The sequence below is a fragment of the Pseudomonas sp. Choline-02u-1 genome, from assembly GCF_002836515.1.
Taxonomy (GTDB): Bacteria; Pseudomonadota; Gammaproteobacteria; order Pseudomonadales; family Pseudomonadaceae; genus Aquipseudomonas.
This window is the reverse complement of the sequence record NZ_PJBC01000013.1, coordinates 56,125-75,867: the sequence shown is the minus strand read 5'-3', so window position 1 is coordinate 75,867 and position 19,743 is coordinate 56,125. Positions and strand designations below refer to the sequence as shown.

The following is a 19,743-nucleotide window of genomic DNA, read 5'->3' as shown; positions in this document are numbered from 1 at the left end:
AGGCGAAACATCAAAAGATCGCAGCCTTCGGCAGCTCCTACATGGGGATGGAGTACACCCTGTAGGAGCTGCCGGAGGCTGCGATCTTTTGATCTTAATAATCGAAAAACACCGTCTCGGCCTCGGTGCCCTGCAGAATCACGTTCCACTGGTACACCCCCGACGCATCCGCTTTGGCCAGCAACGTCTGGCGACGCTCCGCCGGCACACACTCCAGCAACGGATCATCGACGTTCGCCGGTTCACCTTCGAAATAAATCCGCGTCAGCAAATGCTTGACCAGACCACGGGCAAACACCAGCACCACCAGATGCGGCGCCTGGGTCGAACCTTTCAGGCCGGGCACGGTGCCGGGCTTGATCGTGGTAAAACGGAAGCGCCCTTCGGCATCAACTGGCACTCGGCCAAAACCTTCGAAATTCGGATCGAGCGGTTTGTCCTGATGATCTTCCGGATGGTCGTACTTGCCGGCGGCGTTGGCCTGCCAGACTTCGAGCATGGCGTCGTTGACGACATCGCCATTGCCGTCCAGCACTTGCCCGGTGATCGCTACGCGCTCGCCGAGGGTCTGCTCGACGGCGAGGTTTTCGCGGTTCAGCCAGGTCAGGCCAATGTGGTAATACGGCCCGACGGTGTGGGACGTGGTCGCATTGAGCGTCATCTTATTTCTCCATCGGCGTGGCTTCACGCCCGCGCAGCACGATGTCCCAACGGTAAGCGAGGGCGTAGGACGGAATGGTTTTTTCCAGATCGAAAGCAGCGATCAGGCGTTCCTTGGCCGAGGTGTCCGGCACGCAGTTGTAGATCGGGTCGTACGCCAGCAGCGGGTCACCGGGGAAGTACATCTGCGTGACCAGACGCGTAAGAATGCTCGGCCCGAACAGGGAAAAGTGGATGTGCGCCGGACGCCAGGCGTTGTGGTGGTTGCCCCATGGATAGGCGCCGGGCTTGATGGTCTGGAACTGGTACCAGCCATCGGCATCGGTGACGGTGCGGCCGGTGCCGGTGAAGTTCGGGTCCAGCGGTGCGTCGTGCAGGTCGCGGGCATGGTTATAGCGGCCGGCGGCGTTGGCCTGCCAGATCTCCACCAGAATCCCCGGTACCGGCAGACCGTCCTCGTCGAGCACGCGGCCGTGAATGATGATGCGCTCGCCCAACGGCTCGCCTTCATGCTGGGCGGTCAGATCGTGGTCATTTTCCACCAGGCGCTCGGCGCCAATGGTCGGCCCGGTGATTTCCGACAGCGAGTGCGGCAGGTGCACCAACGGCTTGGATGGCGAGCGCAGGTTGGTGGATTGGTAGGTCGGGTGCAGGTAGTCAGGCTGAGTGCCTGCCTGTGGGCGACGGTAACCAGGCTTGTCAGTCATTTCGCTTTCCTCAGTTCTTATAGATGCCGCAACGCGTCAGACGCGTTCGATGGCCAGGGCCAGACCTTGGCCCACACCGACGCACATGGTCGCCAGACCCTTCTTGCCACCGGTCTTTTCCAGATGATGCAGCGCGGTCAACACCAGCCGCGCACCGCTCATGCCCAACGGGTGGCCGAGGGCAATTGCGCCGCCGTTCGGGTTGACCTGCGCCGCGTCATCCGCCAGGCCCAGTCCACGCAACACCGCCAGACCCTGGCTGGCAAACGCTTCGTTGAGTTCGATCACGTCGAAATCGCTGACCGCCACGCCGAGGCGCTCGGTGAGTTTGCGCACCGCCGGCACCGGGCCGATGCCCATCACCCGTGGCGCGACGCCAGCGCTGGCCATGCCGAGCACTTTTGCGCGGGCGGTCAGGCCGTGTTTTTTCACCGCTTCGGCAGACGCCAGAATCAGTGCAGCAGCCCCATCGTTGACCCCGGAGGCATTGCCGGCGGTGACGGTTTTGTCCGCGCCATTGACCGGTTTCAGTTTGGCCAGCGCTTCAATCGTGGTGTCGGCGCGCGGATGTTCGTCCTGGCTGACCACGGTTTCGCCTTTCTTGTGGGCAATCCGTACTTCGACAATTTCTTCGGCGAAGTAACCGGCGGCCTGAGCGGCGGCGGTACGTTGCTGACTGCGCAGGGCGAATGCGTCCTGATCTTCGCGCGAAACTTTATGGTCGTCGGCGACGTTGTCAGCGGTTTGCGGCATCGCGTCGACGCCATATTGCGCTTTCATCAACGGGTTGATGAAACGCCAGCCGATGGTCGTGTCTTCCAGTTTCATGTTGCGCGAAAACGCCGCGTCGGCCTTGCCCATCACGAACGGCGCGCGAGACATCGACTCGACACCGCCGGCAATCGCCAGCTCCATCTCGCCGCTGGCAATCGCCCGGAATGCAGTGCCGATCGCGTCCATGCCCGAAGCACAGAGACGATTGAGGGTCACACCCGGCACGCTGTCCGGCAGACCGGCGAGCAACAGTGCCATGCGCGCGACGTTGCGGTTGTCTTCGCCGGCCTGGTTGGCGCAGCCGAGGAACACTTCGTCGACCGCATTCCAGTCGACTGAGGGGTTGCGCTCCATCAGGGCCTTGATCGGCACGGCGGCCAGATCGTCGGCGCGCACGGCGGACAAGCCACCGCCGAAACGGCCGATGGGGGTGCGAATTGCGTCGCAGATATACACGTCACGCATCATGCTTCTCCCGGTGCCTGACCGTGGGCGGCGGCGGTGCGCGCTTCCAGATCACGCAGCGCCGTCAGCTCGACTTCGGTCGGCTCAGCGGTGGTTTCAACGGCGTCGGCAAAACGGATCGCCCAACCGGTGGCGGCGACCACTTGCTCGCGACTCACGCCTGGATGCAGCGCAGTGACCACGAATTCATGCGTGCCCTCCTCCGGTTCCATGATGCACAGGTCGGTGATGATCCCCACCGGCCCGGCGCCCGGCAGGCCCAGACGCTTGCGCGAATCGCCGCCCTCGCCGTGGCCGACCGAGGTGATGAAATCGAGCTTGTCGACAAACGAACGCGCCGACTGTTTAAGGATGATCAACACGCTTTTCGCCGAACCGGCGATCTCCGGCGCGCCACCGGCACCCGGCAGACGCACTTTCGGCGCGTGGTAGTCGCCGACCACGGTGGTGTTGATGTTGCCGAAACGGTCAACCTGCGCGGCGCCGAGAAAGCCTACATCGATGCGCCCGCCCTGTAGCCAGTAGCGAAAAATCTCACCGGTCGGGACCACGGTGTCGGCGGTCTCGGCCAGCTCGCCGTCACCGATCGACAGAGGCAGTACGCTCGGTTTGGCGCCGATCGGGCCCGATTCGTAGATCAGCACCACGTCCGGCGATGAAGTCAGGCGCGCAAGGTTGGCAGCTTTCGACGGCAGGCCGATGCCGACGAAGCACACCGAGCCGTTCTTCAGACGACGGGCCGCCGCGACGGTCATCATTTCATTGGTGGTGTAAGTCATTACTTGGCCTCCGAAGCAGCGGCCAATTTGGCCTGGAATTCGCTGAAATCAGCGCAGCCATGGATGTATTCATTGATCCACGCGGTAAACGTCTCACGGTCGCGAGCGATCGGGTCCCACGCCTGATAGAAACGATTGTCCCGCTCGGTGTAACCGTGGGCGTAGGACGGATGCGCGCCGCCCGGCACATGGCAGACCGCGCTCAAGGCCCAGGTCGGCAGCACGCAAGCGTTCATCGGTGCCTTGAGGTCGTCGACGATTTCTTCAACGGTGACGATGCAACGCTTGGCCGCCAGCGCGGCTTCTTTCTGCACACCGAGAATGCCCCAGAGCAACACGTTGCCTTTGCGGTCGGCTTTCTGCGCGTGAATCACGGTGACGTCCGGGCGCACCGATGGCACTGCCGCCAGCACTTCGCCGGTGAACGGGCACGTCACGGTTTTGATCAGCGGATTGACCTTCGGCAGGTCGGAGCCGGCGTAGGCACGCAGCACCGCGAACGGCAGGCCGGACGCGCCAGCGACGTAAGCGTTGGCAAGGTCGGCGTGGCTGTGCTCTTCGATTTCCAGCGCGTGCGGCCACTGTTTTTCGACCGCGTCACGCAGACGGTGCAGCGAGCCCACACCCGGGTTACCGCCCCAAGAGAAAATCAGTTTGCGCGCGCAACCGGCGCCGATCAGTTGGTCGTAGATCAGGTCAGGCGTCATCCGCACCAGCGTCAGATCTTTCTTGCCCTGACGAATGATTTCATGACCCGCTGCCGTAGGGATCAAGTGAGTGAAGCCTTCGAGGGCGACGGTATCGCCGTCGTTGACGAATTGCTTCACCGCGTCGTGCAGCGAAAGGATCTCAGCCATGGAGCGGGCTCCTGTTGTCTTGTAAGGAATCGCCAGTGATAAAAAGGCGCGAGGTTCAGCGCCGGAGTCACTGAAGGGTAAGCCTGGGAAAATCGCCAAACAATCCGATAATCGACTGAGTGTTCGTTTATCGAACGAATTGTTGCTTCCCTAATGATCATTCCCACGCGGAGCGTGGGAACGATCGTGGGTCTGCCTCAGGTCGCATCCGCATGACTGACCATGCCCTTGATCAACACTGCCGCGGTCGCCAGAGCGGCAGGGATCACCAGTGCGGTCAGCACCTGCTCGAAATTCCAGCCGAGGCCCAGCAAGGTCGCGCCCATCCACGCGCCAAGAATCGCGCCGAAGCGGCCGATGCCGAGCATCCACGACACCCCGGTCGCGCGGCCCTGAGTCGGGTAGAAGCGGGCCGCCAGCGACGGCATCGCCGATTGCGCACCGTTCACGCACATGCCTGCCACCAGCACCAGTGTCGCCAGCAGGGTGATATTGCCCAGGCTCTGCCCTACCGCGTAGGCAAACACCCCGGCCAGCAGGTAGAAGATGCCGATGACCTTGTGCGGATTGAAGCGGTCCATCGCCCAGCCCACCGCGACTGCGCTCAGCACCCCGCCAAACTGGAACAGCGCTCCGATGAATGCGGCCTGTTCCATGCTCGCGCCACTGTCACGCATCAGCGTCGGCAGCCAACTGGTCAGCAGATACACGATCACCAGACCCATGAAGTAGGTCAGCCACAACAACAGCGTGCCGGTGCTGTAGGTGCCGGAGAAGATCACCGCAAAGACATTGCGTGCCTTGACGGTTTTCTGTTCCGGCACGCTGAAGCTCGCAGCCTGGGCAACGGTAACCGGGTCGATGGGTGCGAGAGTTTTACGCACTTTGTCGGTGCCACGGTTGCGCACCACCAGATAGCGCGCCGATTCCGGCAGCCAGAACAGCAGCACCACCGCGAGAATCAACGGCAGGATGCCGCCGATCATCAGCAGCGCATGCCAGCCGAACGCCGGGATCAGTTTTGCCGAGATGAAACCGCCGCCGGCCATGCCGAGGTTGAAGCCGCAGAACATGCTGGTCACCAGCAGCGATTTCTTGCGCTCGGGGGTGTATTCCGAGAGCAGCGTCGTGGCGTTGGGCATGCCTGCGCCGAGACCCAGGCCTGTGAGGAAGCGCAACACCAGCAGTTGTTCGACGTTGGTGCTGTACGCCGAGGCCAGGCTGAAACCGCCGAACAGAATTACCGCACCGACGAGTACGACTTTTCGCCCAAAGCGGTCAGCCAAAGGGCCTGAGCCGAGTGCACCGAAGACCATGCCGATCAGCGCAGCACTCATCACCGGGCCGAGGCTGGCGCGGTCGATGCCCCAGTCTTGCGACAGCGCCGGGGCAATGAAGCCCATGGCGGCGGTGTCGAGGCCGTCGAGAAATACGATCAGGAAACACAGGATCACCACCCGCCACTGATAGCGCGAGATCGGTTGGGCGTTGATGAAGGTCTGCACGTCGAGGCAGTTACCCACAGCGGACTGAGGCTGGTTCATTATTTTTATTCCACGCAAAAACGCAGTCGAACGGCGGCCGGCCAAAGCAAGGCACGGTCACAACAATAGAAGGTTGTAATCAGGCGTTGCGCAGAACCCGGCAACAACGGGTGAAATCAGGACAGCTGAGGATCGGGCGCATGGTGAGTTGCCTCTTGTCATTATTATCGAGGTCGACAGTCCGGCGGGCTCATTCACATCAGCCCCGGATGACGCTGCCGCGACATTAATGATCCGGGGGTTTTAGCGTCAATTCGATAAACGCAACACTGTGCGTTTATCGAACAGGTTCATCAGGCGAACAACTGCGCACTGAGGTCACGACTGGCGCTGAGCAGGCCCGGCAGAAAGCGCTGCTCCAGCTCGGCGCGACTGACCCGCCCGGCGTGGGTGCTGACATTCAGCGCCGCGACCACTTGCCCGGAGGCGTCGTACACCGGCACGGCGATCGAGCGCAGGCCCTGTTCCAGTTCCTGATCGACGATGCACCAGCCCTGCTGACGCACCTGCTGCAAGCATTCGAGCAAAGCGTCGGGGGTATGAATGGTGCGGCTGGTCTTGGCCACCAGTTCGGCGTGGTCGAGGTATTCGCCCAGGGATGTGTCGTCCAGCGCCGCCAACAGAATGCGCCCCATCGACGTGCAATACGCCGGTAGCCGCCCGCCGACCGAAAGGTCAACCGAGATTAATCGCTGGGTGGTCGCCGAACGAGCGATATAAAGAATGTCATCGCCCTCCAGCGTCGCCATGTTGCAGGCTTCGTGCAGTTGCTCGCTCATGCGGTCGAGATAGGGCTGGGCGGAAACCGCCAGCGGCGTCGAGGACAGATAGGCATGGCCGAGGGTCAGCACTTTGGGCAGCAACGAATAGGTGCGTCCGTCGGTGGTGGCGTAGCCGAGCTTGATCAGCGTATGCAGGCAACGGCGCACGGCGGCGCGAGGGATTTCCGTGCGATGACTTATCTGCGCGATGGTGAGGTGGCGTTTGCGTTCCTGAAACGCCTGCACCACCGCCAGACCACGGGCCAGCGAGGTCATGAAATCCGGATCACCCGTCAGCGCCTGAATGCGCTTGGCCGGCGAGGCGACGATAGGCGGCGCCACCGATGTGAAGGAGTTGCGCATTTGATCGTTCATTTCTTGTCCTTGTCCGGCACGCATCGATGCCTAGTCAAACGGCTCGCCGCGCGATGCAAAAGCACCGGGGCGCCAACATTGGGCGATTATCGAACCGGCGACCGATAATCGCAATCGAGCACAGTACCCTCCTCCTCTTGAGTTGGCTCGACTTCAGCGATTGCGCTCGCAACTTAGTTGTTCCAGTTAATGGCGCCAAAAACAGAACGCCTGTTCTATAACGCTGTCGTTACACTTAACTACCGGGAAAAGTTGCCAGCCACAAAACCATCACACATTCAGAACCCTTTTTAACTTGGCAAAGATAGTCATTCCCGAATCGACCGCTATAATGCACCCTGTTCGCGGCGCTTTAATCAAAGGCCCGCGATCTGCTGACACGAGGCCCTTCGTCTCAGCTCCGGCCAGCGTCCGGCGCCCATTACACATGCAACGCCAGCGCTCGCTGAAACAGGAAACTGATGCTGCGTCAGTTTTTATCCGGTGCCGTAGCCGCCTGTAACACGGAAGTCTTGATCGCCTCTGCAATGTCTCCGCGCCCTATCGGGCTGTGGATGACTGGCGGGCTCGCTCAATTGACTCGTTGCAGTGTGTTTCACCGGATATTCAATTCAACTCATACAGGTAGCACCGTGACGAAAGACGAACTGCGCGCGGAACTAGAGCGCCAGGAACAACGTTACAAGGAAGTTTACGGCGGGGAAGTCACCACCTACGCCGCTCAGCCGGAACCGGAACGCAAGGCATGGCGCAAGCGCCCTACCGTTCAGGATCAGGTGTTCAAGCAGGAAATCGAAAAGATCGAAAAGGAACTCAAAGCCGAAGAGCCATGAGCCACGGCTGCTGAATATTCGAAGTCGCCGTTCGCCTGAGTGACTGCGCGGTGGAAGACGACACCTCGCGCGCTCGCTACCCGCGGGCAGCGGCTGCATTGCTGTTCTGCGGCTTATGAACGAGCGTCCCACAGGTTTCAGAGATATTTCAGACAAACGTTTGAGGCTTCTCAGCGCCGGCAAAACCGTCTTGAAAATCTGATTTACCTAATAAAATCAAATAGTTGTAAACCCCCTCGTAGCGCCAGGTTTTCACGCCCTGCAACAAATTAAATCCAACAAGGGTGTGACCAGTGAGCAGACGGGGCATCGATTTCCTGTCTTTTCTGGCATAATCGCGCCCCCTTACGACCGGGTCAGAAAACCTTCATGATCGATTTATTCAGCGGACTGGATGCTTGGGTGCTTGTGAGCCTCTTGCTCGCCCTGACGTTTGTCCTCGCCTTCGAGTTCATCAATGGATTTCATGACACCGCTAACGCGGTAGCCACTGTTATCTACACCAAAGCCATGCCGCCGCACCTGGCGGTGTTCTTTTCCGGTGTGTTCAATTTCCTCGGCGTGCTGCTGGGCGGCGTGGGTGTGGCGTATGCCATTGTCCATCTGCTGCCGGTTGAGCTGCTGATCAATGTGAACACCGGCCATGGCTTGGCGATGGTGTTCTCGTTGCTCGCCGCGGCAATCGCCTGGAACCTGGGCACTTGGTACTTCGGTATCCCGGCTTCCAGCTCGCACACCCTGATCGGCTCGATCCTCGGTGTCGGCCTGGCCAACGCACTGATCAACGACATCCCGTTGAGAGATGGCGTGAACTGGCAGAAAGCGATCGATATCGGCGCCTCGCTGGTGTTCTCGCCGATGGCCGGTTTCCTCATCGCCGCGCTGGTGCTGATCGGCCTGAAATGGTGGCGCCCGCTGTCGAAGATGCACAAGACGCCGGAACAGCGCCGCAAGATCGACGATAAAAAGCATCCTCCGTTCTGGAACCGCCTGGTTCTGGTGATCTCGGCCATGGCCGTGAGCTTCGTGCACGGCTCCAACGATGGCCAGAAAGGCATCGGCCTGATCATGCTGGTGCTGATCGGTATCGTGCCGGCGCAGTTCGTACTCGATCTGAACAGCACCACCTACCAGATCGAACGCACCCGCGACGCCACCTTGCACCTGAGCCAGTTCTACCAGCGCAACGCCGATTCGCTGGGTGAGTTCCTGGCGCTGGGCAAAAGCGTGGAAGGCGACCTGCCGGAGAAATTCCGCTGCAACCCGCAGCAGACCGAACCGACCATCAGCGCCCTGCTGCACACGCTTAAAGGTGTGGCGGACTATCATTCGCTGTCGTCGGACAGCCGCATCGAAGTGCGTCGCTACCTGCTCTGCCTGGACGACACAGCGAAGAAGGTCGGCAAGCTGCCTGGTCTGGAAGCCCGTGAAAAGGCCGACCTGGACAAGCTGCGCAAAGACCTGACCACCACCACTGAATACGCCCCGTTCTGGGTGATTCTGGCGGTCGCCCTGGCACTGGGCCTGGGCACCATGGTTGGCTGGAAACGCGTGGTGCTGACCATTGGCGAGAAGATCGGCAAGCAGGGCATGACCTATTCGCAGGGCATGTCGGCGCAGATCACCACCGCGAGTCTGATCGGCATGGCCAACATTTTCAGCCTGCCGGTGTCGACCACTCACGTGTTGTCTTCGGGTGTGGCCGGAACCATGGTTGCCAACAAAAGCGGCCTGCAGGGTGGCACGGTCAAGACCATCTTGCTGGCTTGGGTGTTGACCTTGCCAGCGACTGTGGCGCTGTCGGCCGGGTTGTTCTGGTTGGCTTCGAAGGCTTTGGGTAGTTGATCGTTAGCTGTTGATTGGAAAAGGCGTGATTCGTGAGGATCACGCCTTTTTTGTTATTGGGGAATGGGGGCATATCCATTGCTACCGTAACGGCTGCTTATGCTTTCGCTTTTACAGCGTTTCACTCTTCAAGACGTCGACCGATCCCGTAACGAAGCCTGCCGAAGGGGCAAAAAGATCAAAAGCCAACGCAAAAGCCAGATCAAAAGATTGCAGCCTTCGGCAGCTCCTACAGATGGATCGGGTACAACCTCAAGAAACAGGTCGGCTGTCAGGCCGCATTCGCGAGCAGGCTCGCTCCCACGCAAAAGCCAGATCAAAAGATCGCAGCCTTCGGCAGCTCCTACACAATGAGCGCCAGCTCGAGTGCTCTTGATCTTGATCTTGCCTGACTAGCGACATCGGAAGGCTGAGTGGAGGGATCGATCCGGGCGTGGGAGCGCAGCGACCGTCTGGCGCAGCCAGACACAGCGCAAGGAGGTGCAGCGAAGCAAACCGTAGCCGCTGCGCCTGGATCGATCCCGGAGCGAAGGGACCCCGAGCTTGCGAGGGGCCGGACGTAGGAGCAGGCCTTTTTGGGTACTTTTTCGGCGTCTGGAAAAAGTGCCTCGCCGTAAGGGCGAAACCACCATAAGCCACACCCGAAGCAACGGATATACACCCGAAACAACCAGAGCCTGGTCGGCCCAAAGGCCGCCACGGCCAAAAAAAAAGGGGCAACCGAAGTCGCCCCAAAATGCCTTGCGTGCCCATCAAATCCAGAAGAACTCACTTGCGCCGCTTATGCGCATCCTTCCAGATAAAAAATCCAAACCCTGCAAAAAACAGCACCATGAGCCCCACCGTGAGAACCCCGGCAAACACCACGTTATCGAAAAACATGACTGGCCTCCTGGCCCTGCTTTGCTGCGATGGATTCAAATTAACAAACACACAGGCGCACCTATTGACCGGGATCAATATTCGCAAAGAAGGGAATCAAAGGAGGGGAAATAACTGACCTGCATCAACGGATGCAGGGGGAGATCAACGCTTTTTCGGCTTGTTCTTCGACTTTTTCCTGGTTTTTCCCAACGGCATGGCTTGCTCGAAGGCGTTGCGCACTTCGTTCAAGCGTTTCTCGTTGAGGTCATGCACGCGCTTGGCGCGTTCGGTGCTGAGGTCGATCAGTTTGTCGTCTTGGCTCATGGCGTCCGGCACATCGCAAAAGAGATCACAGCTGCCGTCACCGGCAAGATTGCGCCAATCATGCCGCGTGGCGCAGGCGCTGACCAGTCACCACTCAAATCTCGATGTCGACCCACAACCCCTGACGCGGCTGATCGTCTATCAGCGGCACTACCGGCACGGTGTTGTCGGCATTGAGCTCAGTGCCTGGCACGGCCAGATGCTCTTCGGGATCTTCATCCGCCTCGCGACGCCGACGATCACGTTCCTGCTGGCGACGTTGTTCTTCGCGCGCCAGCAGCCGATCCTCTTCGGGATCGCGCTTTTGCAGATCGATCGTGCTTTCGTTGGAGCTCTCCTGCACCGGCACCACCGGCGGGATGTCCGGCCGCTGGCGGATCGGATCCTGCTGGGAAGTGATCGGCACAGCGCTCAAGGGGAGCATCGGTGGCAACATATAAAGGTCTCCTGTCTGCAGGCTATCGGCTGGGGTGCAGGCGCCTTGAGCCGCCTGTCGCAATTGTGTGATGCACCTCGCACCCGCAGGAGCTGCCGCAGGCTGCGATCTTTCATGGGACAACGCAAAACCCAAGTGTTCCCACAGATCAAAAGATCGCAGCCTTCGGCAGCTCCTACCCCAGTATTTCTTTGGCCTGAAGCCCGCATTCCGTTAAGATAGCCCGCTTTTTCAAGGTGGGAGTCAGGCAGCATGGCGCAGCAGTATCAACCGGGGCAACGCTGGATCAGTGACAGCGAAGCAGAGCTTGGTTTAGGCACCGTTCTGGCACAGGACGGCCGCTTGTTGACCGTGCTTTACCCGGCCACTGGCGAAACCCGCCAGTACGCGCTACGGAATGCGCCCCTGACCCGCGTGCGATTCTCGCCCGGCGACTCCATCACCCATTTTGAAGGCTGGAAGATGACCGTGCAGCAGGTCGACGACGTCGACGGGCTGATGGTCTATCACGGCCTCAACGGGCAGAACGAGGTCGTCACGCTGCCGGAAACCCAGCTGTCGAACTTCATTCAGTTCCGCCTGGCCAGCGACCGCCTGTTCGCCGGCCAGATCGATCCGCTGCCGTGGTTCTCCCTGCGCTACAACACCCTGGAACACACCAGCCGCCAGTTGCAGTCCTCGCTCTGGGGCCTGGGCGGTGTTCGTGCACAACCGATCGCGCACCAGTTGCACATCGCCCGTGAAGTCGCCGACCGTATCGCCCCCCGCGTACTGCTGGCAGACGAAGTGGGTCTGGGTAAAACCATCGAGGCCGGTCTGGTCATCCATCGCCAACTGTTGTCCGGCCGCGCCAACCGCGTGCTGATTCTGGTCCCGGAAAACCTCCAGCATCAGTGGCTGGTGGAGATGCGCCGCCGTTTCAACCTGCAGGTCGCGCTGTTCGACGAAGAACGCTTCATCGAAAGCGATGCCACCAACCCGTTCGAAGACACGCAACTGGCGCTGGTCGCGCTGGAATGGCTGGTGGACGACGAAAAGGCACAGGACGCACTGTTCGCCGCCGGTTGGGATCTGCTGGTGGTCGACGAAGCCCACCACCTGGTCTGGCACGAAGAAAAAGCCAGCCCGGAATATTCGCTGGTCGAGCAACTGGCTGAGGTCATCCCCGGCGTGCTGCTACTCACCGCCACGCCGGAACAACTCGGTCAGGACAGCCACTTCGCCCGTCTGCGCCTGCTCGACCCGAACCGTTTCCACGACCTGGCCGCTTTCCGCGCCGAGAGCGACAACTATCGCCCGGTGGCCGAAGCCGTGCAGGAACTGCTCGACAAGGGCCGTCTCTCGGCCGAGGCACACAAGACCATTCACGGTTTCCTCGGCAACGAAGGCGAAGCCCTGCTGACGGCAGTCAACGATGGCGATACCGAAGCCAGCGCCCGCCTCGTCCGTGAGCTGCTTGATCGCCACGGCACCGGCCGCGTGTTGTTCCGTAATACCCGCGCCGCCGTGCAGGGTTTCCCGGAGCGCAAGCTGCACCCGTATGCGCTGCCATGCCCGGACGAATACCTCGAACTGCCGCTGGGGGAACACGCCGAGCTGTACCCGGAAGTCAGCTTCCAGGCGCAGCCGGAGGCCAGCGAAGAAGAGCGCTGGTGGAAATTCGACCCGCGTGTCGAGTGGCTGATCGATCAGCTGAAAATGCTCAAGCGCACCAAAGTGCTGGTGATCTGCGCCCACGCCGAAACCGCGATGGACCTGGAGGACGCCCTGCGCGTGCGCTCCGGCATCCCGGCCACGGTGTTCCACGAAGGCATGAACATCCTCGAGCGTGACCGCGCCGCCGCCTACTTCGCCGATGAAGAGTTTGGCGCGCAGGTGCTGATCTGCTCGGAAATCGGCAGTGAAGGTCGCAACTTCCAGTTCGCTCACCATCTGGTGCTGTTCGATCTGCCGTCGCACCCGGACCTGCTCGAGCAGCGCATCGGTCGTCTCGACCGGATCGGCCAGAAGCACATCATCGAATTGCACGTGCCGTACCTGGAAACCAGCCCGCAAGAGCGCCTGTTCCAGTGGTACCACGAAGCGCTGAACGCATTCCTCAACACCTGCCCGACCGGCAACGCTTTGCAGCATCAGTTCGGCCCGCGCCTGCTGCCGCTGCTCGATGAAGCCGACGACGGCGAGTGGCAAGCGCTGATCGACGAAGCACGCGCCGAGCGTGAACGTCTGGAAGCCGAGTTGCACACCGGTCGCGACCGTCTGCTGGAATTGAATTCCGGCGGCGCTGGCGAAGGTGAAGCGCTGGTCGAGGCGATTCTCGAGCAGGACGACCAATTCGCCCTGCCGATCTACATGGAAACCCTGTTCGACGCGTTCGGCATCGACAGCGAAGACCATTCGGAAAACGCCCTGATCCTCAAACCGAGCGAGAAGATGCTCGACGCCAGTTTCCCGCTGGGCGACGACGAAGGCGTGACCATCACCTACGACCGTAACCAGGCGCTGTCGCGCGAAGACATGCAGTTCATCACCTGGGAACACCCGATGGTGCAGGGTGGCATGGATCTGGTGCTGTCCGGTTCGATGGGTAACACCGCCGTCGCGCTGATCAAGAACAAGGCTCTGAAGCCGGGCACCGTGTTGCTCGAATTGCTCTACGTCAGCGAAGTGGTCGCACCGCGCTCGCTGCAACTGGGCCGATACCTACCACCGGCGGCGCTGCGCTGCCTGCTCGATGCCAATGGCAATGACCTGTCGCCACGGGTGTCGTTCGAAACCCTCAACGATCAGCTGGAAAGCGTGCCGCGCGCCAGCGCCAACAAGTTCATCCAGGCCCAGCGCGATCAGCTGACACCACGGATCAACGCCGGCGAAGAAAAGATCGCCCCGCGTCACGCCGAGCGTGTGGCCGAAGCGCGCCGCCGCCTGGCCGCCGACACCGACGAAGAACTGGCGCGCCTGACCGCGTTGCAAGCAGTCAACCCGACCGTGCGCGACAGCGAACTGGACGCGTTGCGCACTCAACGTGAGCAGGGTCTGGCGATGCTGGACAAGGCGGCGTTGCGTCTGGAAGCGATTCGGGTGCTGGTAGCGGGCTAACCGCCCCGCTCCACCGCTGGAAACCAAGAGGCCCGCAGTGATGCGGGCCTCTTGGTTTTCAGAAGCAAAAGCACAAGATCGCAGCCTTCGGCAGCTCCTACAGGGGGAACGCATTCCCATGTAGGAGCTGCCGAAGGCTGCGATCTTTTGTTCTTAAGCAGTCGCCGCTGTAACCTCAGGCTCAACCACCGCCACCAACCCCTCCTTCATCCGCTGCGCGTCCCGCACAAAACACCGCGAAGCCAGAAACAGAAACACCATGGTCAGAAACAGCGCCACCGGAATCAGGTACATCGCGTCGTGCAGGCCGACAGCCTTGAACGCTTCGGTCATTTGCTCCGCCCCCGCCGACAGCATCGCCGTGTGCGCGAAGTGATCCGAAAGCCCCCCCACCACCACCGGCCCCAATCCGCCACCGAGCAGATACAGACCGGCGAAAAACAACGCCATCGCGGTCGCCCGCAGGCGTGGTTCGACGACATCCTGAATCGCCGTGTACACGCAGGTATAGAAGTTGTACGCGAACAGCCAGCCGACGCTGAACACCGCGACGAACACGCCGATCTCGATGCGCCCGGCATGCAGCGCCCACGCCGTGCACAGGGTCGAGATGATCAGACTGAACGCGGCAAACAACAACCGCCCGCTGGCGAAACGCTGGTGAATCTTGTCAGCGATCCAGCCGCCCAACGTCAGCCCGACCAGCCCGGTCACGCCGACGATAATCCCCGTAGCTACCGCCGCTTCCTGCAACGGCATGAGGAAATAGCGCTGCAGCATCGGCACCAGAAACGAGTTGCAGGCATAGGTCGCGAAGTTGAAGCACAGCCCGGCCATTACCAGCCAGAGGAAGGTCGGCACGGCGAGGACGCGGCGGATCGGTTTGTCGACCTTCTCTTGCGAGACCTGCACCGCTTCTGCCGCGCCGCGTTTTGGCTCTTTGATGAAGAACATGAAAATCGCCAGGATCAATCCCGGCACGGCGGCGATGAAGAACGGCGCGCGCCAACTGTCGAAGGCCTTGACCATCGCGCCGATGGTGAAGAACGCCAGCAGCAGCCCCAGCGGCAGGCCGAGCATGAAGATGCCCATTGCGCGCGCCCGACGGTGCGCGGGAAACAGGTCGCCGATCAGCGAGTTGGCCGCTGGTGCGTAACTGGCTTCGCCGATGCCGATGCCCATGCGCACGATGAGGAAACTCCAGAAACTGCCGACCATACCGTTGACTGCAGTCAGCGCGCTCCAGGTCGCCAGGCCCCAGCCCATCAGTTTGCTGCGTGACCCGGTGTCGGCCATGCGCCCCAGCGGCAGGCCGGCAATCGCGTAAACGATGGTGAACGCAGTGCCGATGATGCCCAGCTGAAAGTCGCTGAGGTGCCATTCCATGCGGATCGGTTCGATGATGATCGCCGGGATGGTGCGATCGAAGAAATTGAACAGGTTGGCGAGGAACAGCAGGAACAGAATGCGCCAGGCATTCGCCGCTTGGGTCGAGTTCTGCATGGGTCCGTCTCTTTCTTGTTATGGGGCTTCACTGCCAGCGCGTCGAGCCCGGAACCTGCAATCTAGTCAGCCGCGCGGGGGCTGTCTGTCATCATTCGCCAGCCTGATATCGGCCCATCGCACTGTAACGAAACGTAAGCCCTTGATAAGTCAGGAATCCCCCGGCATACGGGGCTTTCGCTGCGAAATACGGCGACAAAAAAATAGTTTCGCGCCCCCCTTCCCAACGCCATGGCAAAGCCTAGAATGGCCGCCGGATCCGTCCGGATCTTCCGATCAATCCCTTTGATACCCCCGCCTATGTCCGAAGCCAGTCCGTGTCTGAATTGCGGTGCCTGCTGTTCCCATTTTCGCGTGTCTTTTTTCTGGGGTGAGTGCTCATCCGCTGGCGGGACGGTGCCCGATGAACTGGTCGCGCAGATCACTCCGAGCCGGGTAGCCATGATCGGTACCGACCGCAAGCCGACGCGCTGCACGTCTCTGGCGGGTGAGGTCGGCAGCGCGGTGGCCTGCACAATCTATGACCAACGTTCGAGCACCTGCCGCGAGTTCGAGGCGTCATGGGAGAACGGCGAGCACAATCCCGACTGCGACAAGGCCCGCGCCGCGCATGGCCTGCCACCCTTGCCGCCACACTGGAACGACCTGCCGCTGGAGCGCATTGCCTGAGCCTTAGCGCGAATCGCTATGAGGCTAATGGCAAAATCATTACCACCAATATGCCACTACGGCTTGCAGCCGGAAAACCGCCTCTATACTGCTTTCATTCGCCTGCGTTGATTGACGCACGGGCCAGATGAATCCGAGACGGGGCATGCTATGGAGTGGCTTGGTTTGCAGTTTGTTGCCGAGCTGCCGGCGAGCGGGCAGATTCTCCTCGATTGCAGCCACAACCCTTTGCTGGTGATGGTGGCCTATCTGGTCGCCTGCGCGGCGAGCTTCGCCACCCTGGATATGGCAGAGCGCCTGGTGCATGCCGAAGACCCGGGGTCGCGGCGGATCTGGCGCTGGATCGGCGCGACCTGCCTGGCCGGCGGCATCTGGGCCATGCACTTCATCGGCATGCTGGCTTTCCAGACCCCCATCGATATTCAGTACGACCTCGGCGTCACCCTTTTTTCCTTGCTGATCGCCCTGCTCGCTTCCTGGCTGGCCATGCACACCCTGAGCGAGGTGCAGCCCAGCGCGTTGCGTTGCCTGAAAACTGCGCTTGTCATTGGCCTGGGTATCGCCGGCATGCATTACGTCGGCATGGCGGCCATGAAATCGAGCGCCACCGCCTACTATCAGCCAGGGCTGTTCGCGCTCTCGGTTTTCATTGCCATCGGCGCCAGTTTCGCCGCGCTGTGGGTGGCCCGTTATCTCAGCGAAGGCAGCGGCGTGGCGCATCAATTGCTCAAATACAGCGCTGCGCTGATTCTCGGCGCCGGCATCATCAGCATGCACTTCACCGGCATGGCTGCGCTGGATCTGGTGCTTCCCGAGGGTGCCCTGGCAGCGAGCGGCGGCGAAGCCGGGCATTTGCAACTGGGCTTGACCGTGGCGCTGATAATCCTGCTCGTTCTCGGCAGTGCGATCAGCGCCGCCCTCGCCGACAAGAAACTGCAGAACAAGGACAACGATCTGCGCCGGGTCAATGCCCTGCTCAGTCAGCTCGATCAGGCGCGCATGTCTTTGCAACAAGCGGCCAATTACGACGCACTGACAAACCTGATCAACCGCCGAGGCTTCAACCAGATGTTCGCCGAGAAGCTCAGCCAGAAAACCAGCGAGGGCGGCATGCTCGCGGTGATGTTTCTCGACATCGACCACTTCAAGCGCATCAATGACAGCCTCGGACATGACGCCGGTGACGCGCTGCTCAAAGTCATCGCCCAGCACATCAAAAGCTCGGTACGCAGCCACGAAGACGTGGTCGCACGATTTGGCGGGGACGAATTCTGCATCCTCATCAGCCTGCGCGACCGCGAAGAGGCGCGCGGCATGGCGCAGCGCATCATGCACAAGATGAAAGAGCCGATCGAACTGGCCGGCCGACGCATGGTGATGACCACCAGCATCGGCATCAGTCTGTTTCCCGAAGACGGTAGCACCTGCGAAGAGCTGCTCAAGCACGCCGACCTGGCCCTGTACCAATCCAAGGGCGCCGGGCGCAACGGCTTGCATTTCTTCAATTCCAGCCTGAAAACCCGCGCCAGTTTCGAGCTGCAACTGGAAGAAGAACTGCGCAGTGCGCTACGGGAAGACAACGCGTTGATGCTGTACTACCAGCCGATTTTCGAACTGAAAACCGGACGCGTGACCAAGCTCGAAGCGCTGATTCGCTGGCAGCATCCGGTTCACGGCTTGCTGACTCCTGACCGCTTTATCGGTATTGCCGAGAACAACGGCTTGATCGCCGAGCTGGACAACTGGGTGCTGCGCCGCGCCTGCAAGGATCTCGGCGAGCTGTCGCACCACGGTTGTGCCGAAGTGAAAATCGCCTGGAACTGCTCGCCGCTGAACCTGGCTCGCGAAGAACTGGCCGAGGAGATCGAGCGCGCGTTGCGCACCGCCGGTGTCGCGCCGGAACGCCTGGAACTGGAGGTCACCGAAAACGCTTTGATGGGCAATATCGCCAACACCCTGGTGCTGCTGCGGCAGATCCGCGCCCTCGGCGTGTCGTTGTCGATCGACGATTTCGGCACTGGCTATTCGTCGCTGGCCTACCTCAAGCGTCTGCCGCTGAACACCCTGAAGATCGATCGCTCGTTCATCCTCGACATCCCCACCGCCACGGCGGACATGGAAATCGTCCAGGCGATCATCGTCATGGCTCACACCCTGCATTTGCAGGTGGTCACCGAGGGCGTCGAGAGCCTGGAGCAGTATGAGTTTCTCGAGCGTTCGGGCTGCGATTTCATTCAGGGTTATCTGCTCAGCCGCCCGGTGCCACTGGACGAATTACGCGCGGTGCTGGATGAAATCAATCAGCGCAAACCCGTCCTCGGCGTCAATCCGTTGAGTCTGGCGCGCGATACATTTGCACCAGTGTCGCTGGATCCTGCGCTAAAAAGCCTTGCGCCCCATGCAGGCGCATCAATTGTGCGGCCAATCCGCTGATCGGCGTCGCCGAACCCTGTTCGCGGGAAAATTTCACCGCCGTGTCGAGATCCTTGAGCAGCGTGCGCACATGCCACTTGATCGGTTCGAAACGGCTCTCGGCCATTTGTGGGGCGAGGATCTGCAACGGTCTGGAATCGGCAAAACCACCGGCCAGCGCCTCAGCGATCAGACGAGCATCGACCCCCGCCTGCTCGGCCAACGCCACCACTTCGGCGATCACCAACGCATTGCAGGCGACGATCATCTGGTTGCAGGCCTTGGTCACTTGCCCTGCGCCGATGCCGCCCATGTGCGTGACGCGCTGCCCCAGATTGAGCAGCACCGGGCGCACGCGCTCAAGATCCGCCGCCGCACCGCCGACCATGATTGCCAGACTGCCGGCTTCAGCTCCGACCACGCCGCCGGACACCGGGGAGTCGAGCCAGGCCATACCGGTTTTATCGGCCAGCGCTGCGGCCATCTCGCGAGTGGCGGTCGGTTCAAGACTGGAGAAATCCACCAGTAACTGGCCGTTTTTCCCACCTTCGGCGACGCCGTCAGCGCCAAACACCACTTCACGCACCACAGCGGTATCGGCCAGGCACAGCATGACAATGTCGGCATGTGCGCAGAGTTCGGCGGGGCTCGCCACTGGCCGGGCGCCCGCCGCAACCAGCGGCGCGCACTTGTCCGGGTTGCGGTTCCACACCGTCAACGGGTAACCCGCAGCCAGCAAACGCTGGCACATGGGCAGGCCCATCAAGCCGATTCCGGCAAACCCCAACGAAGGTAGCGTTGACATCATTTTGCCTCTTTTCAATTAAAGATCACCG

At 61.0% G+C, this 19,743-nt stretch carries 18 protein-coding genes; 5 read left to right on the top strand and 13 right to left on the bottom strand.

The window, feature by feature from the left end; all coding sequences use genetic code 11:
- Nucleotides 1–94: 94 nt before the first annotated feature.
- From pcaG to pcaR, 7 genes are all read right to left on the bottom strand, one after another.
- On the bottom strand, nucleotides 95–661 hold the full coding sequence (pcaG, locus tag CXF97_RS10340; RefSeq protein WP_101158416.1) for a protocatechuate 3,4-dioxygenase subunit alpha: 567 nt from the start codon (nucleotides 659–661) through the stop codon (nucleotides 95–97).
- 1 nt (nucleotide 662) lies between these two features.
- Complete coding sequence (gene pcaH, locus CXF97_RS10335; protein WP_101158415.1) at nucleotides 663–1,367, bottom strand: protocatechuate 3,4-dioxygenase subunit beta; 705 nt, start codon at nucleotides 1,365–1,367, stop codon at nucleotides 663–665.
- Between the two features lie 36 nt (nucleotides 1,368–1,403).
- Nucleotides 1,404–2,609, bottom strand: coding sequence for a 3-oxoadipyl-CoA thiolase (gene pcaF, locus CXF97_RS10330; RefSeq protein WP_178081176.1), 1,206 nt, complete (start codon nucleotides 2,607–2,609; stop codon nucleotides 1,404–1,406).
- On the bottom strand, nucleotides 2,606–3,385 hold the full coding sequence (locus CXF97_RS10325; protein ID WP_101158413.1) for a CoA-transferase subunit beta: 780 nt from the start codon (nucleotides 3,383–3,385) through the stop codon (nucleotides 2,606–2,608). Before CXF97_RS10325 ends, pcaF begins: the two co-directional genes overlap by 4 nt.
- A complete protein-coding gene (locus CXF97_RS10320; protein ID WP_101158412.1) occupies nucleotides 3,385–4,242 on the bottom strand; it encodes a CoA transferase subunit A in 858 nt (285 codons plus the stop codon). Before CXF97_RS10320 ends, CXF97_RS10325 begins: the two co-directional genes overlap by 1 nt.
- A gap of 197 nt (nucleotides 4,243–4,439) precedes the next feature.
- Complete coding sequence (locus CXF97_RS10315; RefSeq protein ID WP_101158411.1) at nucleotides 4,440–5,786, bottom strand: MFS transporter; 1,347 nt, start codon at nucleotides 5,784–5,786, stop codon at nucleotides 4,440–4,442.
- Between the two features lie 293 nt (nucleotides 5,787–6,079).
- Nucleotides 6,080–6,922, bottom strand: coding sequence for a pca regulon transcriptional regulator PcaR (gene pcaR, locus CXF97_RS10310; protein WP_016771343.1), 843 nt, complete (start codon nucleotides 6,920–6,922; stop codon nucleotides 6,080–6,082).
- 632 nt (nucleotides 6,923–7,554) lie between these two features.
- Here pcaR and CXF97_RS10305 point away from each other — a divergent pair.
- Nucleotides 7,555–7,755 (top strand): hypothetical protein, encoded by a 201-nt coding sequence (locus CXF97_RS10305; protein WP_008080067.1) that lies wholly within the window; start codon nucleotides 7,555–7,557, stop codon nucleotides 7,753–7,755.
- A 148-nt stretch (nucleotides 7,756–7,903) separates the two neighbouring features.
- Here the strand turns inward: CXF97_RS10305 and CXF97_RS27965 are convergent, their stop codons facing one another.
- Nucleotides 7,904–8,065 (bottom strand): hypothetical protein, encoded by a 162-nt coding sequence (locus CXF97_RS27965; RefSeq protein ID WP_157830877.1) that lies wholly within the window; start codon nucleotides 8,063–8,065, stop codon nucleotides 7,904–7,906.
- Between the two features lie 59 nt (nucleotides 8,066–8,124).
- On the opposite strand from CXF97_RS27965, the gene CXF97_RS10300 reads away from it, so the two are divergent.
- Nucleotides 8,125–9,600, top strand: a complete 1,476-nt coding sequence (locus CXF97_RS10300) for an inorganic phosphate transporter (RefSeq protein ID WP_101158410.1) — start codon at nucleotides 8,125–8,127, stop codon at nucleotides 9,598–9,600.
- Nucleotides 9,601–10,368: 768 nt separating this feature from the next.
- Here CXF97_RS10300 and ccoM read toward each other — a convergent pair.
- The 3 genes from ccoM to CXF97_RS10295 form a co-directional block, all read right to left on the bottom strand.
- On the bottom strand, nucleotides 10,369–10,482 hold the full coding sequence (gene ccoM / locus CXF97_RS28640) for a cytochrome c oxidase subunit CcoM (protein WP_016771346.1): 114 nt from the start codon (nucleotides 10,480–10,482) through the stop codon (nucleotides 10,369–10,371).
- 144 nt (nucleotides 10,483–10,626) lie between these two features.
- Complete coding sequence (locus tag CXF97_RS28215) at nucleotides 10,627–10,788, bottom strand: hypothetical protein (protein WP_178081175.1); 162 nt, start codon at nucleotides 10,786–10,788, stop codon at nucleotides 10,627–10,629.
- 94 nt (nucleotides 10,789–10,882) lie between these two features.
- The gene (locus tag CXF97_RS10295; protein ID WP_024011931.1) at nucleotides 10,883–11,224 is read right to left on the bottom strand and encodes a hypothetical protein; all 342 of its coding nucleotides are present in this window, start codon (nucleotides 11,222–11,224) and stop codon (nucleotides 10,883–10,885) included.
- Nucleotides 11,225–11,476: 252 nt separating this feature from the next.
- Between CXF97_RS10295 and rapA the strand changes: the two genes are divergently transcribed.
- The gene (gene rapA / locus CXF97_RS10290) at nucleotides 11,477–14,323 is read left to right on the top strand and encodes an RNA polymerase-associated protein RapA (protein WP_101158409.1); all 2,847 of its coding nucleotides are present in this window, start codon (nucleotides 11,477–11,479) and stop codon (nucleotides 14,321–14,323) included.
- A 153-nt stretch (nucleotides 14,324–14,476) separates the two neighbouring features.
- Here rapA and CXF97_RS10285 read toward each other — a convergent pair whose 3' ends face one another.
- Nucleotides 14,477–15,826, bottom strand: coding sequence for an MFS transporter (locus tag CXF97_RS10285; protein ID WP_101158408.1), 1,350 nt, complete (start codon nucleotides 15,824–15,826; stop codon nucleotides 14,477–14,479).
- Nucleotides 15,827–16,126: 300 nt separating this feature from the next.
- On the opposite strand from CXF97_RS10285, the gene CXF97_RS10280 reads away from it, so the two are divergent.
- Both CXF97_RS10280 and CXF97_RS10275 read left to right on the top strand, forming a co-directional pair.
- Nucleotides 16,127–16,495 (top strand): YkgJ family cysteine cluster protein, encoded by a 369-nt coding sequence (locus CXF97_RS10280; RefSeq protein ID WP_101158407.1) that lies wholly within the window; start codon nucleotides 16,127–16,129, stop codon nucleotides 16,493–16,495.
- Nucleotides 16,496–16,645: 150 nt separating this feature from the next.
- Nucleotides 16,646–18,928 carry a bifunctional diguanylate cyclase/phosphodiesterase gene (locus CXF97_RS10275; RefSeq protein WP_101158406.1) on the top strand — a complete coding sequence of 761 codons (2,283 nt, stop codon included), beginning with the start codon at nucleotides 16,646–16,648 and terminating at the stop codon, nucleotides 18,926–18,928.
- On the opposite strand, the gene CXF97_RS10270 is transcribed toward CXF97_RS10275, so the two are convergent.
- Entirely contained in the window at nucleotides 18,819–19,715 is an 897-nt protein-coding gene (locus CXF97_RS10270; RefSeq protein WP_178081174.1) for an NAD(P)-dependent oxidoreductase, read from the bottom strand. The genes CXF97_RS10275 and CXF97_RS10270 overlap by 110 nt on opposite strands.
- Nucleotides 19,716–19,743: the final 28 nt, after the last annotated feature.

Excerpts from the sequence above, each read along its gene's own strand:
- CXF97_RS10270 (WP_178081174.1), bottom strand. The coding sequence starts at position 19,715 with ATGATGTCAACGCTACCTTCGTTGGGGTTTGCCGGAATCGGCTTGATG.
- CXF97_RS10275 (WP_101158406.1), top strand. The coding sequence starts at position 16,646 with ATGGAGTGGCTTGGTTTGCAGTTTGTTGCCGAGCTGCCGGCGAGCGGG.
- CXF97_RS27965 (WP_157830877.1), bottom strand. The coding sequence starts at position 8,065 with ATGCCCCGTCTGCTCACTGGTCACACCCTTGTTGGATTTAATTTGTTG.
- CXF97_RS10295 (WP_024011931.1), bottom strand. The coding sequence starts at position 11,224 with ATGTTGCCACCGATGCTCCCCTTGAGCGCTGTGCCGATCACTTCCCAG.
- CXF97_RS10315 (WP_101158411.1), bottom strand. The coding sequence starts at position 5,786 with ATGAACCAGCCTCAGTCCGCTGTGGGTAACTGCCTCGACGTGCAGACC.
- CXF97_RS10300 (WP_101158410.1), top strand. The coding sequence starts at position 8,125 with ATGATCGATTTATTCAGCGGACTGGATGCTTGGGTGCTTGTGAGCCTC.
- CXF97_RS10325 (WP_101158413.1), bottom strand. The coding sequence starts at position 3,385 with ATGACTTACACCACCAATGAAATGATGACCGTCGCGGCGGCCCGTCGT.
- CXF97_RS10280 (WP_101158407.1), top strand. The coding sequence starts at position 16,127 with ATGTCCGAAGCCAGTCCGTGTCTGAATTGCGGTGCCTGCTGTTCCCAT.
- CXF97_RS28215 (WP_178081175.1), bottom strand. The coding sequence starts at position 10,788 with ATGAGCCAAGACGACAAACTGATCGACCTCAGCACCGAACGCGCCAAG.
- pcaG (WP_101158416.1), bottom strand. The coding sequence starts at position 661 with ATGACGCTCAATGCGACCACGTCCCACACCGTCGGGCCGTATTACCAC.
- pcaF (WP_178081176.1), bottom strand. The coding sequence starts at position 2,609 with ATGATGCGTGACGTGTATATCTGCGACGCAATTCGCACCCCCATCGGC.
- pcaR (WP_016771343.1), bottom strand. The coding sequence starts at position 6,922 with ATGAACGATCAAATGCGCAACTCCTTCACATCGGTGGCGCCGCCTATC.
- ccoM (WP_016771346.1), bottom strand. The coding sequence starts at position 10,482 with ATGTTTTTCGATAACGTGGTGTTTGCCGGGGTTCTCACGGTGGGGCTC.
- CXF97_RS10320 (WP_101158412.1), bottom strand. The coding sequence starts at position 4,242 with ATGGCTGAGATCCTTTCGCTGCACGACGCGGTGAAGCAATTCGTCAAC.
- pcaH (WP_101158415.1), bottom strand. The coding sequence starts at position 1,367 with ATGACTGACAAGCCTGGTTACCGTCGCCCACAGGCAGGCACTCAGCCT.
- CXF97_RS10285 (WP_101158408.1), bottom strand. The coding sequence starts at position 15,826 with ATGCAGAACTCGACCCAAGCGGCGAATGCCTGGCGCATTCTGTTCCTG.
- rapA (WP_101158409.1), top strand. The coding sequence starts at position 11,477 with ATGGCGCAGCAGTATCAACCGGGGCAACGCTGGATCAGTGACAGCGAA.